Annotated in this window: 9 protein-coding genes; 1 reads left to right on the top strand and 8 read right to left on the bottom strand. The window is 57.2% G+C overall.

Translation table 11 applies throughout. The annotated features are described in order from the left end of the window. Positions 1-12 precede the first annotated feature (12 nt). From glgP to asd, 6 genes are all read right to left on the bottom strand, one after another. Complete coding sequence (gene glgP / locus FCL49_RS21795; RefSeq protein ID WP_174355116.1) at positions 13-2,460, bottom strand: glycogen phosphorylase; 2,448 nt, start codon at positions 2,458-2,460, stop codon at positions 13-15. A gap of 126 nt (positions 2,461-2,586) precedes the next feature. Then, on the bottom strand, positions 2,587-4,020 hold the full coding sequence (gene glgA, locus FCL49_RS21790) for a glycogen synthase GlgA (protein ID WP_174355115.1): 1,434 nt from the start codon (positions 4,018-4,020) through the stop codon (positions 2,587-2,589). 140 nt (positions 4,021-4,160) lie between these two features. Next, positions 4,161-5,438 (bottom strand): glucose-1-phosphate adenylyltransferase, encoded by a 1,278-nt coding sequence (glgC, locus tag FCL49_RS21785; protein ID WP_135318386.1) that lies wholly within the window; start codon positions 5,436-5,438, stop codon positions 4,161-4,163. Between the two features lie 12 nt (positions 5,439-5,450). Then, entirely contained in the window at positions 5,451-7,436 is a 1,986-nt protein-coding gene (glgX, locus tag FCL49_RS21780) for a glycogen debranching protein GlgX (protein ID WP_174355114.1), read from the bottom strand. After that, positions 7,433-9,619 (bottom strand): 1,4-alpha-glucan branching enzyme, encoded by a 2,187-nt coding sequence (gene glgB / locus FCL49_RS21775; protein WP_174355113.1) that lies wholly within the window; start codon positions 9,617-9,619, stop codon positions 7,433-7,435. The genes glgX and glgB overlap by 4 nt, the downstream gene beginning before the upstream one ends. A gap of 496 nt (positions 9,620-10,115) precedes the next feature. Further along, positions 10,116-11,219, bottom strand: coding sequence for an aspartate-semialdehyde dehydrogenase (gene asd, locus FCL49_RS21770; RefSeq protein ID WP_174355112.1), 1,104 nt, complete (start codon positions 11,217-11,219; stop codon positions 10,116-10,118). A 239-nt stretch (positions 11,220-11,458) separates the two neighbouring features. Here asd and FCL49_RS21765 point away from each other — a divergent pair, with 239 nt between their 5' ends. Further along, complete coding sequence (locus tag FCL49_RS21765) at positions 11,459-12,052, top strand: YhgN family NAAT transporter (RefSeq protein ID WP_153858385.1); 594 nt, start codon at positions 11,459-11,461, stop codon at positions 12,050-12,052. A 48-nt stretch (positions 12,053-12,100) separates the two neighbouring features. Here FCL49_RS21765 and gntK read toward each other — a convergent pair whose 3' ends face one another. Together gntK and gntT are read right to left on the bottom strand one after the other, a co-directional pair. Next, complete coding sequence (gntK, locus tag FCL49_RS21760; RefSeq protein WP_012147325.1) at positions 12,101-12,628, bottom strand: gluconokinase; 528 nt, start codon at positions 12,626-12,628, stop codon at positions 12,101-12,103. Positions 12,629-12,732: 104 nt separating this feature from the next. Then, positions 12,733-14,049 (bottom strand): gluconate transporter, encoded by a 1,317-nt coding sequence (gntT, locus tag FCL49_RS21755; protein WP_135318391.1) that lies wholly within the window; start codon positions 14,047-14,049, stop codon positions 12,733-12,735. Positions 14,050-14,298 lie beyond the last annotated feature (249 nt).

Raw genomic sequence — 14,298 nt, 5'->3', positions numbered from 1 at the left:
GGCCCTCTTCTTTTACAGCTTGATAGGCTTGATGTGCCAGATTTCGTCCGCATACTCCTGAATGGTGCGGTCGGAAGAGAAGTAGCCCATGTTGGCGATATTCAATATTGCCCGCCGCGTCCAGTCATCCTGATTACGATACACCTCATCCACCTTGTCCTGCGTATCCACATAGCTGCGGTAATCGGCCAGCAGTTGGTAGTGATCGCCCAGGTTAACCAGTGAATCAAACAGGTTAGTGTAACGCTTTGGTTCCTCAGGGCTGAAAGTACCGGTGGCGATCTGGGTCAGCGCCTGATGCAGCTCGGGATCCTGCTCATAGTAAAGATGCGGGTTGTAACCGTTGCGCCGCAGCTCTTCTACCTGCTCGGCGGTATTGCCGAAGATAAAGATGTTCTCCTCACCCACGTGTTCCAGCATTTCTACGTTGGCACCGTCCAGCGTGCCGATAGTCAGCGCACCATTAAGAGCAAACTTCATATTACTGGTGCCGGACGCCTCGGTGCCCGCCAGTGAGATCTGCTCGGAAAGATCCGCCGCCGGAATGATCATCTGCGCCAGACTGACGCCATAGTTCGGGATAAACACCACTTTCAACTGCGTATGCACGCGCGGATCGTTGTTGATCACCTTGGCTACGTCGTTGATCAAGCGAATGATCTGCTTGGCGGCGTAATAAGCCGAAGCCGCCTTGCCGGCAAAGATCACCACCCGCGGCACCCGCTCGGTTTCCGGATCCTGCAGCAGACGGTTATACAAGGTGATCACGTGCAGTACGTTGAGCAACTGCCGTTTGTATTCGTGGATACGCTTGATCTGTACGTCGAACAACGCGTCCGGGTTGACCACCACATTCAGCGTCTTGGCGATGTAGGTGGCCAGTCGTTCCTTGTTCTGTCGTTTGGCGGCCTGTACCGCCCGCAGGAAGCTCGGATAGTCGACATTGGCCTTGATCTCGCTCAGTTGGCTGAGATCGGTGCGCCAGGTCTGGCCGATGCTGTCATCCAGCACGGCGGAAAGCGGCCGGTTAGCCAGCCCCAGCCAGCGGCGTGGCGTAACACCGTTGGTCTTATTGCAGAAGCGATCGGGGAAGATATGGGCGAAATCGGCAAACAGCGATTGCACCATCAGCTCGGAATGCAGTGCGGAAACGCCGTTAACCTTGTGGCTGGCCACCACCGCCAACCAGGCCATACGCACCCGACGGCCATTGGTTTCATCAATGATCGACACTCGCGCCAGCAGATCATTATCACCCGGCGCGACCTCCTGTACGTGTTTGAGGAAGTGATCGTTAATCTCGAAAATCAGCTGCAAGTGACGCGGCAGGATCCGGCCGATCATATCCAGCGGCCAGGTTTCCAGCGCTTCGCTCATCAGCGTGTGGTTGGTATAGGAGAACACCTTTTCCACCACGGCCCAGGCATCCAGCCAGCTGAATTTATGCTCGTCGATTAATCGGTGCATCAGCTCCGGGATCGACAGTACCGGATGAGTGTCATTCAGGTGGATGGCAATTTTGTCTGCCAGGTTGGCGAAGCTTTTATGCATCGTCCAGTGGCGGTTGAGGATATCCTGCACCGTGGCCGACACCAGGAAATACTCCTGCCGCAGGCGAAGTTCACGCCCGGAATAGGTGGAATCATCCGGGTACAGTACGCGTGACACGTTCTCCGAGTGGTTTTTATCCTCAACGGCCGCGAAGTAATCGCCCTGGTTGAATTTCCCCAGGTTGATTTCATTACTGGCCTGGGCGCTCCACAGCCGTAGGGTATTAGTCGCATCGGTATCAAAACCGGGGATCACCTGATCATAAGCGGTGGCAATAATCTCTTCGGTTTCGACCCAACGTGCCTTGGCGCCTTCCTGTTGGATACGGCCGCCAAAACGCACCTTATAGCGCGTGTTGTGACGTGGGAATTCCCATGGGTTGCCATATTCCAGCCAGTAGTCGGGTGATTCCATCTGCTGACCGTTGACGATATTCTGTTTGAACATGCCGTATTCGTAGCGGATACCGTAGCCACGCCCCGGCAGCGCCAGCGTCGCCAGCGAATCAAGGAAACAGGCGGCCAGTCGCCCCAGGCCGCCGTTGCCAAGGCCCGGATCGTTCTCTTCCTCCAGCAGTTCACTCAGGTTCATCCCCATCTCATTCAACGCATCGTCGATATCCTGATAAATGCCCATCGACAACAGGGCGTTAGACAAGGTGCGGCCGATCAGGAACTCCATCGACAGGTAATACACCTGGCGCACATCCTGTGAAAGTTGCGCACGGTTAGAACGCAGCCAGCGTTCCACCATACGGTCGCGAACCGCAAACAGCACGGCATTCAGCCAGTCATGCTCGGTAGCGATAGCCGGATCCTTGCCGACAATAAACATCAACTTATAGGCGATGGAGTGTTTCAGCGCTTCAACACTGACCGTGGGTGAGGTGTAACTAATCGGTGAAGTCATAGCATTTCGATCCCCTGAAGGGGGCGCATATATTCGCCCCGGAATACATGCGCCCCACTAAACATGGGCGCAGCATGCTGCGCCCCTACAACCTGCAATCGTGGGTGCCGCTGTATGTCATAACGCTTAGGATAAGCGTTGATAAAGCGACAGGTATTCCTGTGCCGCAACTTGCCAGCCAAAATCCACGCTCATGGCGTGGCGCTGGACGTGACGCCAATGCTTGGGTCGGCTCCACAGCACCATGGCACGCCGAATGGCGTTAGCCAGTGCGGCAGCATCACAATCATCAAAGACAAATCCGCTGGCGCTACCGTCGGCCAGATTCTCCAGCGCGCAGTCCACTACCGTATCCGCCAACCCACCGGTGCGGCGCACCAGCGGCAGCGTGCCGTATTTCAGGCCATAGAGTTGGGTCAGCCCGCAGGGCTCGAAACGGCTCGGCACCATAATCACATCGGCTCCGCCGATAATCCGGTGCGAGAAGGCCTCGTGGTAACCAATCTGCACGCCAACCTGTTCAGGGTAGTCGGCGGCCGCAGCCAGAAATGCCTGCTGCAACACCGCATCACCGGCCCCTAACAGCGCCAGTTGCCCGCCCTGCTCCAGCAGCGCCGGCAGCGCTTCCAGGACTAAATCCAAACCTTTCTGGCTGGTCAGACGGCTGACGACCGCAAACACCGGCAGCGATTCGTCCACTTTCAGCCCCATGGCTTTTTGCAGGTGCAGTTTATTCTTGGCCTTGTTCTTCAGATTGTCGGCGTCATAGCGCGCGGTCAGGCGCGGATCGTGGGACGGATCCCAAATCTTGTCATCCACGCCGTTAAGAATGCCGCTAAGACGCCCCTGTCGCTGGCGTTCCTGCAACAACCCTTCCATGCCATAACCGAATTCCGGCCGAGTGATCTCACGCGCATAGGTCGGGCTGACGGCGGTGATATGGTCGGCGTAGAACAAACCGGCTTTCAGGAATGACATCTGACCGTAAAACTCCAGGCCATAGATGTTGAAAAACGAAGGCGGCAACCACAGCTCCGGTACGTGATGGGCGGAGAACAACCCCTGGTAGGCCAGGTTGTGCACGGTGAAAACAGAACGCGCCGGATGGCCGTTAGCCGCCAGATAGGCGCAGGCCAGCCCGGCGTGCCAGTCATGGGCATGCACCACCTGTGGCCGCCAGTAGCGGTCCAGCCCCTTGGCCAGTTCGCAGGCCATCCAACCCAACAGGGCAAAGCGTCGGTGGTTGTCGGAATAGGCATTCATCGATTGGTCGTGATAAGGGCTACCGGGGCGTTCGTACAACCAGGGTGCGTCGATCAGGTAGATGCCCACACCGTGATAGGTACCGTAACGCAGGCCGACCCGGCCGGCGAAGGAATCGATTTCCGCCACCAGCACGGAGTCCGGTATACCGTTACGAACGTCAGGGAAAGCGGGCAATAACACCCGAACATCGCCGCCCTCGGCGATTTGAGCCGCCGGCAATGCGCCAACCACGTCTGCGAGCCCCCCGGTTTTCAACAGGGGGAACATTTCAGAACATACGTGTAAAACCTGCATTATCACTCCTGAGAGTCGGCAAAAAATGCCTCTGGATAAGAAATAAAGCAGGCTTGCCGCTGTTGTTAATCCGCGTTTTGCAAGCCATCAGTCAATCCGTTTACATGGCGGCAGGCTATCGTTCTGCCGGATACCTTAACTCACAATTTTGACAACATTTCGCGCGTGACCAACACAATGCCGCCTTCCGAGCGATAAAAGCGTTTGCTGTCCTCATCGGCGTTTTCGCCAATCACCATGCCCTCGGGGATATGGCAGGCGCGGTCAATGATGCAGCGTCGCAGACGGCAGGAACGGCCGACGTTAACGTCCGGCAGCAATACAGTAGAGTCGATGGTGCAGAACGAGTTCACCCGCACCCGCGGGAACAGCACCGAATGCACCACCACTGAACCGGAGACAATACAGCCGCCGGACACCAGCGAGTTCATGGTCATGCCGTGGCTGCCGGAACGGTCTTGCACGAACTTGGCCGGCGGCAGCGGCTCCATATGGGTACGGATCGGCCAGGCGCGGTCATACATATCCAACTCCGGCGTCACCGAGGCCAGATCGAGGTTGGCGCGCCAGTAGGCTTCCAGCGTCCCCACGTCGCGCCAATACGGCGGCAGCTCGGGGTTGGAGGTCACGCACGACAGCGTGAACGGGTGCGCCCACGCCGCTTTCTGGGCGGTGATTTTCGGGATCAGATCCTTGCCGAAGTCATGGGTTGACCCCGGTGTCGACATGTCCTCTTCGAGCAGTTGGAACAGGTAGTCGGCGTTAAAGATGTAGATCCCCATGCTGGCCAGCGACATATCCGGGTTGCCTGGCATCGGTGGTGGATTGCTGGGTTTCTCCAGGAACTCGAGGATCAGATCGTTCTCGTCCACTTCCATCACGCCGAACTCGCTGGCCTCATCGCGCGGCACCGGCAGGCAGGCAACGGTACACTGCGCGCCCTTCTCCACGTGGTCGATCAGCATGCGCGAGTAATCCATCTTGTAGATGTGATCGCCCGCCAGGATCACCACATATTCGGCCTCGTAGCGGCGAATGATGTCCAGGTTCTGGTACACCGCATCCGCCGTGCCCTTGTACCAGTGTTCGGTACTGAGGCGTTGCTGGGCCGGCAGCAGATCGACAAACTCATTCATCTCTTCATTGAGGAACGACCAGCCGCGCTGAATATGCTGCACCAGGGTATGAGACTGGTATTGGGTGATCACACCGATACGGCGGATCCCCGAGTTCAGGCAGTTCGACAGGGCGAAATCAATGATGCGGAATTTACCGCCAAAGTGGACGGCCGGCTTGGCACGGGTTGAGGTTAAATCTTTCAAACGCGAACCGCGGCCACCGGCCAAAATCAGGGCAACGGACTTAATCGGCAGTTGGCGTGCCAACATCAGGGGGTCTTTATTTTCAAACCTAACCATAGCTGACTCCTTTTATTTTTTCTTGACCAGCACGCAAATCGAGTGCGCAGCCTGGTTCCAGGCGGGTAAGACCGCCCGCGAATCTTCCTGAGTAAAGGGGGCGACAAGCTGCCAATCGCCGGCGGGCAACGTCATCTCCACCGCCTGCTGCGTGGCGTTCACCACCACCAGCCAGCGTTGTGACAGACAGATCTGCAACTGCAGTTCACCCTGCTCCCACTGTTGCGCGCTGAGCGATTGCCCCTGCGCGTTCAGCCACTGCACGTTACCGTCGCCCTCCAGCCACCAGCGGTCATGCTGCAGGGCAGGAATTTGTTGGCGCAGGTGGATCAGTGCGGCGGTGTAAGCGGTGAGTGAGTCATCCGCCTTGGCCCAGTCGAGCCAGGTGATAGCGTTGTCCTGACAATAGGCATTGTTGTTGCCCTGCTGGCTGTGTCCATGTTCGTCGCCGGCCAGCAGCATCGGCGTTCCCTGGGACAGCAATAACGTGGCAAGCAGTGCCTGCCGGCTGGCCCTACGGCGTTGCACAATGGCATCGTCGGCTATCGGGCCTTCAACACCGTGGTTGTTGCTAAAGTTACGGTCGCTGCCGTCGCGGTTACCTTCGCCGTTCAGTTGGTTGTGCTTACGGTTAAAGCTGACCAGATCCTGCAGGGTAAAACCGTCATGAGCGGTCAGCATGTTGATGCTGGCGTACGGCGCACGTCCGCGTCGATTGAACAGGTCACTGGAAGCGGCAAAACGCTGGGCGAACTGGCCGAGCGAAATATCTCCCTGCAGCCAGAAGCGACGCATATCGTCCCGGTAGTGGTCGTTCCACTCGGCAAAACGCCCGGGAAATTCCCCCACCTGATAGCCGCCGGGGCCAATATCCCAGGGTTCGGCGATCAGCTTGCAGCGCGACAGCAGGTCATCCGCCAGCATCGCCTGGAACAGCGGTGCATCACGGTCGAACGCCGGCGTACGGCCGAGCACGCTTCCCAGATCAAAGCGGAAGCCGTCAACGTGACACTCCCCCACCCAGAAACGTAGGCAGTCCATTACCCAGGCGACGCCCGGTGGCTGATCCAGCCGCAGCGTGTTGCCGCAGCCGGTATCGTTCACATAACCGCCATCGGGAGTGAGCCAGTAATAACCCGGGTTATCGATGCCGCGCAGCGACAGCATTGGCCCGTCCATATCCAGCTCGGCGCTGTGGTTGAACACCACGTCGAGGATCACTTCAATCCCGGCCTTATGCAGTGCCTTCACCGCGTCGCGAAATTCCCGCAGCGGCGTCATATCGGTACGCAGGCTGGAGTAGCGGTTATCCGGCGCATAGGGCGCCAGCACGTTATAACCCCAGTAGTTAATCAACCCGAGGCGTTGCAGGCGCGGCTCGGAACTGTGTTGCTGCACCGGCAGCAGTTCCAGCGCGGTAATGCCAAGGCGCTTGAAGTAGGCGATCATCACCGGATGTCCGAGCGCGGCAAAACTGCCACGCAGCACCTGCGGGATATCCGGGTGTTGCAGGGTCAATCCGCGCACATGCGCTTCGTAGATCACCGTTTTGCCCCACGGCGTCGCCGGTGGGCAATCATCCTGCCAGTCGTAGGCTTCGTCGATCACCACGCACTTTGGCATCAGCTCCGCGCTGTCTTGCGGATCCGGTTGGTCATAGCCACCATGCAAATAAGGATCATCGGCCACCGGCCCTTCAACCGCACGGGCTGCGGGATCCAACAGCAGCTTGTTGGGGTTAAAACGCAGCCCCTGCGCAGGATCAAACGGGCCATGTACCCGGTAGCCATAACGCTGGCCCGGTTTGCCGCCCGGCAGATAACCGTGCCAAATATCCCCGCTGCGCGTCGCCAGAGGCAGGCGCACTTCACGCTGTTGTTCGTCAAACAGGCACAGCTCCACCCCCGTCGCATGGGCGGAGTACAGGCTAAAGTTGATGCCGTTACCGTCATAGTGCGCCCCGAGAGGCGCGGCGATGCCGGGCGTCAGCTCAGTCATTGCGCCTCCCGCAGCAGGTAGATGGTCGCCAGCGGCGGCACGGTGACGCTAATCGAATGTTCGCGGCCGTGGTTGCCTATCTGCTCGGACACCACGCGGCCCTGGTTGCCGGTATTGCTACCGTGATAATGGTGCGAATCGGTATTGAGGATTTCCCGGTACTCACCGGGGCGGGAAATTCCGATGCGATAATGATGGCGCGGCACCGGGGTAAAGTTGCTGACAGCAATCAGCTCATTGCCATGCGCATCATAGCGGGCGAAGGCAAACACCGAGTTGTCATGGTCGTCCACCACCAGCCACTCAAAACCGTCCGGCCGGTAGTCACGCTCATACAACGGCGCCTGCTGTTGATAGCAATGGTTAAGATCGCGCACCAGCCGCTGCACGCCGTGATGCCAGTTATCCAGCCCCTCGAGCAGATGCCAGTCGAGGCTGCTGTCGAAGTTCCATTCGCGCCCCTGGGCAAACTCACACCCCATAAACAGCAGCTTCTTGCCTGGGTGCGCCCACATAAAGCCGTAGTAGGCACGCAGGTTGGCGAATTTTTGCCAGGCGTCGCCGGGCATACGGTCGAGAATCGATTTCTTGCCGTGCACCACTTCGTCATGGGAAATCGGCAGCACGAAGTTTTCGGTGTAGGCGTACAGCATGCCAAAGGTCATCTGATTGTGATGATACTTGCGGTGTACCGGGTCGCATTGCATGTAGTTAAGCGTGTCGTGCATCCAACCCAGGTTCCATTTGTAGTGGAACCCCAGCCCGTTAGATTCTGGTGGCAGCGTCACCCCCGGGTAATCGGTGGACTCTTCCGCCAGCGTCACCGCACCGGGCCGCTCCTTGCCGACGCTCTGATTGGTGTAACGCAGGAAGGCAATGGCCTCCAGATTTTCGTTGCCGCCGTAGTGGTTCGGCACCCATTCGCCTTCGGCACGGCTGTAGTCGCGGTAGATCATCGAGGCCACCGCATCGACACGCAATGCGTCAATGCCATAGCGTTCCAGCCAGTAAAGGGCGTTGCCCGCCAGATAGTTACGCACCTCATGGCGACCATAGTTGTAAATCAGGGTATTCCAGTCCTGATGGAAGCCTTCGCGCGGATCGGCATATTCATACAGCGCGGTACCGTCGAAATTCGCCAGGCCATAGGCATCGCTGGGGAAATGCCCCGGCACCCAGTCCAGGATCACGTTGATGCCCGCCCGGTGCGCCGCCGCGACAAAATCTTTAAAGTCGGCCGGGGTACCGAAGCGCCGGGTCGGGGCGTACAACCCTAACGGCTGATAACCCCAACTGCCGTCAAACGGGTGCTCGTTAATCGGCAACAGTTCGATATGGGTGAACCCCATGTCTTTAACGTAGCCAATTAACTGTTCCGCCAGTTCGCCATAGCTGAGCCAGAAATTATCATCGGTGTGACGTCGCCACGAGCCAAGATGCACCTCGTAGATTGAAATCGGTCGGTCAAAGTCATTGGCTCGCCGACGTTCCGGGGTGTTTTCCACCACCTCCGGCAGCGGCGTCACCAGCGACGCGGTATCCGGCCGCATTTGCGCCTCGAAGGCGTAAGGATCGGCCTTCAACTGGGTATTGCCGTAGCAGTCGATAATTTCGTACTTGTACAACTGTCCGGCTTTCACTCCCGGCAAGAACAACTCCCAAATCCCGTTTTCACGGCGCAAGCGCATCGGGTGGCGGCGGCCGTCCCAGAAGTTGAACTCGCCAACCACCGAGACGCGTTGGGCATTCGGTGCCCAGACGGCAAAGCTGACGCCTTCAACCTCATCCAGCGTGGTGAGATGGGCCCCCAGGCGTTCATAAGGACGCAAATGGGTGCCTTCTGCCAGCAACCAACTGTCAATATCCTGCAGCAAGGTGCCAAAACGGTAGGGATCTTCGACAATCTGCTGGTTATCTTGCCAGCGGACCTCGAATTGATAACGGAACGGGGTTTTGCGACGCGGTACCGTCGCGCTGAAAAAGCCGCGCGCATCGTCGCAGTTCAGTTGCACCAGGCGGCGACCGGTTTGCTGCTCCAGCAACCAGACTTCGCTGGCGTCAGGCAATAGCGCTCGCACCTGCAGGCCGTTATCGGCCGCATGCATACCCAGCAGAGAAAAGGGGTCGGCAGAATTGCCGGAGAAAAGCTGATCAATCACGTCACGATCGGGAAGTACAGGCATAGTCTTCTTCCTAAGATTAAGAGCATGATTTATAAGGGGCCGCGTAAGCTCATCGTCTTTCAGGTTGCAGCGAAATGGCTGCACCTTGAGATCCACAGGGCGTAACGCTTAATCCATAGCCGTTTTGGTTATCATGCAATTCATTCGGTATCTAAAGCGTGATTGCGGTCGGTTATTGATCAATTCTCACCTTCCCGACCCGAATTCCGCTCTTTATGCTTATTTTTAGCGCTGGTGAAAATGTATCCGCCAGCCCTTTAAGCATAGCCAATGCCGGTTAAAAACATTGCCCATTAGCAAGGAAAAATCTTCATTAAGAAAACTGCCAGCCTGACAGCGTCTTTGCGCTGCTGCCCGCGTGGAGAAATGCTGATGACTTGTGTGCTTTTCCCCCTTTGCAGCGACTTGGTCCATAGCGCGCCGAAACGAAGAAAAAGGAAGAAAATAAGGCTTTTGGGGGCTGAAAGAGGCCAGCCCCCGGGAAGTACAGTTCAGGTTACAGCAGGATGCGCAGCATGCGGCGCAGCGGCTCGGCCGCGCCCCACAGCAACTGGTCACCCACGGTGAACGCAGACAGGTATTCCGGCCCCATGTTCAGCTTGCGCAGACGACCCACCGGAGTGTTCAGCGTCCCGGTGACCGCGGCCGGCGTCAGTTCACGCATGGTCAGTTCACGGTCGTTCGGGATCACCCGCACCCAGTCATTATGAGTCGCCAACATTTGTTCGATTTCCGGCAGCGAAACGTCTTTTTTCAGCTTCAGGGTAAACGCCTGGCTATGGCAGCGCAGCGCGCCAACGCGCACGCACAGACCGTCGACCGGGATCACCAGGCCGCTATTAAGGATTTTGTTGGTCTCCGCCTGGCCTTTCCACTCTTCACGGCTCTGGCCGTTATCGAGCTGCTTGTCAATCCAGGGGATCAGGCTGCCGGCCAGCGGTACGCCAAAGTTATCGGTCGGCAGTTTGCCGCTGCGGGTGGCCTCAGTGACTTTACGTTCGATGTCCAGGATCGCCGAAGCCGGGTCCTGCAGCTCTTTCGCCACGTCGGCGTGCAGCATGCCCATTTGGGTCAGCAGTTCACGCATGTGACGTGCACCACCACCGGAGGCCGCCTGATAAGTCGCAACGGACGCCCACTCCACCAGATCATTGGCGAACAGGCCGCCCAACGACATCAGCATCAGGCTGACGGTGCAGTTACCACCGACAAAGGTCTTGATGCCTTTATCCAGACCCTGCTGGATCAGCGCACGGTTGACCGGATCCAGGATGATAATCGCGTCATCCTGCATGCGCAGAGAAGAAGCCGCGTCGATCCAGTACCCTTGCCAGCCGGTTGCCCGCAGCTTTGGATAAATTTCGTTGGTATAATCGCCGCCCTGGCAGGTAATAATAATGTCGAGTGCACTCAGTGCATCAACATCGTAAGCATCCTGCAGCGAGCCCTGCTGGCCGCCGAAGGTGGGCGCCGCCTGGCCGTGTTGCGAGGTAGAGAAAAAGACCGGGCGAATGGCGTCAAAATCGCGCTCTTGTGTCATGCGTTGCATGAGTACGGAGCCGACCATGCCGCGCCAACCGATGAAACCAACGTTTTTCATAATGACTGTCCTGCCTTGGAGGATGACTGCTATAAGTTGTGTGTAATATCTCTCCACCTTACAAAATGTCGGCGCAGGCGCAAAGTGAATTTATTCGATGGGTGAGCGATTCTCAGCAATCCTTCTTATATAGCTGGGAGATGGGCTGGCTGGTCGCCTGACCGTAACTTGAAAGCCATAGGCTATAGGCCATTAAGCGGTCGGGATGACCGACGCACTTTTCAGATTCAGAGGTAGTGATGACAGAGATGATTTCGGTCACGGTGTTGCTGTTTTTAATCATGGATCCGCTGGGCAATTTGCCGATTTTTATGTCGGTACTCAAGCACCTGGAGCCGCGCCGTCGCCGGGTGGTGTTGATCCGCGAACTGCTGATCGCCCTGCTGTTGATGCTGATTTTCCTGTTTGCCGGTGAAAAAATTCTGGCGTTCCTTAACCTGCGCACCGAAACCGTGTCCATTTCCGGCGGGATTATTCTGTTCCTGATCGCTATCAAGATGATCTTCCCCTCACAGGAGGGTGACAGCAGCGGGCTTTCCGCCGGTGAAGAGCCTTTCCTGGTGCCATTGGCCATCCCGCTGGTCGCCGGCCCTTCGATTCTGGCTTCGCTGATGCTGCTGTCGCACCAGTATCCGAACCATATTTCGTATCTGGTGGTGGCGCTGCTGATTGCCTGGGGCATTTCCGCCGCCATTTTGCTGATGTCGAACCTGTTCCTGCGCCTGCTGGGTAGCAAAGGGGTGAGCGCGCTGGAAAGGCTGATGGGGCTGATTCTGGTGATGCTGTCGACCCAGATGTTCCTGGACGGCGTGAGAGCCTACATGAAGTTGTAGTGAAGATACTGGCGCCAGTGCGGCGCCGAGAAGTGACGGCAGCCCGGATTACTGGGCTGCAACACGACGAATATAGGCCAGGGTATCGGCCACCACGCCGTCCAGCGGCTGGTCAATCTCAATCGCTTGCACGTCTTGTTCTTGCTCGTTCGGCTCTTCCAAAGTGGCGAATTGGGAAACCAACATCTGCGGCTTGAAGAAGTGGCCCTTGCGCTGTTTCAAACGCTCTTCAATCACCGCCTTGTCACCCTTCAGATAGATGAAATGCAGGTTGCGGTTACCTTCGCGCAGACGGTCACGATAGCTTTTTTTCAACGCCGAACACACCAGCAGCGAGACATCGTTGGTGCGCTCCATGGCAAAAATCGCGTCATTCAACGCCGCCAGCCACGGGGCGCGATCGTTATCGTCCAATGCATGCCCTGCAGCCATTTTATTGATGTTGGCACGAGGATGCAGATAGTCGCCGTCCAGCATGGCGGCATTGGCCTCATGGGCTACGGCGTTGGCCACGGCGGATTTACCGCTGCCGGAAACGCCCATCAAAATAAATACGTGGTGCTGTGGATTGCTCATATGTCATGCCCTTATGGAGTCAGATGACGCTGGCAGCGTCATCAAATGCGCCCCAAACTCAAAATAGTTTCCGGCACCGCCGGGGCACCAGAAACCTCAGTATATTAGACGACCGTCGCCAGCAATAGGCAGCCTACCAACCCACAGACTGAAATGATGGTTTCCAGCACCGACCAGGATTTAATGGTTTCCATGATGCTCAGGTTGAAGTACTCCTTGAACAGCCAGAAACCCGGGTCATTAACGTGAGAGAAAATCACGCTGCCTGAACCGACCGCGATCACCATCAGTTCCGGACTGGCACCGGTAGTGGCGATCAGCGGGGCAACGATACCCCCGGCGGTGATTGCCGCCACGGTAGCCGAACCCAGTGCCAAACGCAGCGCGGCGGCAATAGACCAGGCCAACAGAATCGGCGATACGTTACTGCCTTCCATCAGCGCGGCAATATATTTCTCTACGCCGCTGTCGACCAGTACCTGTTTGAACGCGCCGCCACCGCCGATAATTAACAGCATCATGGCGATAATCTTGATGGAGTCGGTGATGGTACCCATCACTTCATCCATGGTGCGGCCACGGTTCAGGCCAAAGGTGAAGATAGCAATCAGCACTGCAATCAGCGTTGCCATTACCGGATCGCCGAAGAACTCGGCAAAGCGCAGCAGAGTATGGCCCTTCGGCAGTACCATTTCGGCTACCGCGCGCATCGCCATCAGGATCACCGGCACCAAAGAGGTCGCAACGCTGATGCCAAAGCTTGGCATTTCTGCTTCGGTAAAGATTTTTGGGTTATACAGGCCTTCAGGTACCGGCTTGTCGATGCCTTTCAGGAAGCGGGCATACACCGGACCGGCCAGGATCACCGTCGGGATAGCCAGCAGCGTACCGTACAGCAGGGTTTTACCCATATCGGCATGGAAGATGGTGGCGATTGCCGTTGGGCCGGGGTGCGGCGGCAGGAAACCGTGGGTTACCGACAGCGCAGCCGCCATTGGCACACCAACATACAGCAAAGGAACGCGCGCAGAAGCGGCGATGCTGAATACCAGCGGCAGCAACAGCACGAAACCCACTTCATAGAACAGCGCGAAGCCGACGGTAAAACCGGTCAACACCACTGCCCACTGAATGTGTTTCTTGCCGAACTTTTCTATAAGCGTTGTGGCGATACGCTGAGCACCACCGCAGTCCGCCAGCAGCTTGCCGAGCATGGCACCGAAGCCCATGATCAGCGCCAGACTGCCCAACGTGCCGCCAACGCCGGCCTTGATAGAACCGATCACTTTATCGACCGGCATCCCCTGGGTGATCCCGACCGCCAGAGCAACCAGAATCAAAGAGATAAAGCCGTTCAGCTTAAAACGAATCATCAGCAGCAGCAGCAGCGCTACGCCGCCTGCAACAATCACTAATGGCATAATTTTTCTCCAACCTTTTTATCGCAGACCCTCTTTACGATAGATCGTAAAGCGCGCGTTTGTTGTATTTTTAGGCTCTTCCCGGTGTTAGAAGACGAGCTGTAGGTAGTGCTGAGGCAAAGGTTCTATCTCATACAAGATAACCGCACACTCATTGTTACCGGTATCATGATACCGGTAACAACCTGATCGCCGGAACCGGGTAAGCGGCTAAAATTCGCGTTATGGGACAGAGATCAAACTTATGGG

Source organism: Serratia proteamaculans (genome assembly GCF_013337185.1).
Classification (GTDB): Bacteria; Pseudomonadota; Gammaproteobacteria; order Enterobacterales; family Enterobacteriaceae; genus Serratia; species Serratia proteamaculans_D.
The sequence above is the reverse complement of the archived record's forward strand: the minus strand, read 5'-3'. Positions and strand labels throughout refer to the sequence as shown.

What these genes read in the sequence shown, in the direction of transcription:
- asd (WP_174355112.1), bottom strand. Translation starts at nt 11,219, where the DNA reads ATGAAAAACGTTGGTTTCATCGGTTGGCGCGGCATGGTCGGCTCCGTA.
- glgA (WP_174355115.1), bottom strand. Translation starts at nt 4,020, where the DNA reads ATGCAGGTTTTACACGTATGTTCTGAAATGTTCCCCCTGTTGAAAACC.
- gntK (WP_012147325.1), bottom strand. Translation starts at nt 12,628, where the DNA reads ATGAGCAATCCACAGCACCACGTATTTATTTTGATGGGCGTTTCCGGC.
- glgX (WP_174355114.1), bottom strand. Translation starts at nt 7,436, where the DNA reads ATGACTGAGCTGACGCCCGGCATCGCCGCGCCTCTCGGGGCGCACTAT.
- glgC (WP_135318386.1), bottom strand. Translation starts at nt 5,438, where the DNA reads ATGGTTAGGTTTGAAAATAAAGACCCCCTGATGTTGGCACGCCAACTG.
- glgB (WP_174355113.1), bottom strand. Translation starts at nt 9,619, where the DNA reads ATGCCTGTACTTCCCGATCGTGACGTGATTGATCAGCTTTTCTCCGGC.
- gntT (WP_135318391.1), bottom strand. Translation starts at nt 14,049, where the DNA reads ATGCCATTAGTGATTGTTGCAGGCGGCGTAGCGCTGCTGCTGCTGCTG.
- FCL49_RS21765 (WP_153858385.1), top strand. Translation starts at nt 11,459, where the DNA reads ATGACAGAGATGATTTCGGTCACGGTGTTGCTGTTTTTAATCATGGAT.
- glgP (WP_174355116.1), bottom strand. Translation starts at nt 2,460, where the DNA reads ATGACTTCACCGATTAGTTACACCTCACCCACGGTCAGTGTTGAAGCG.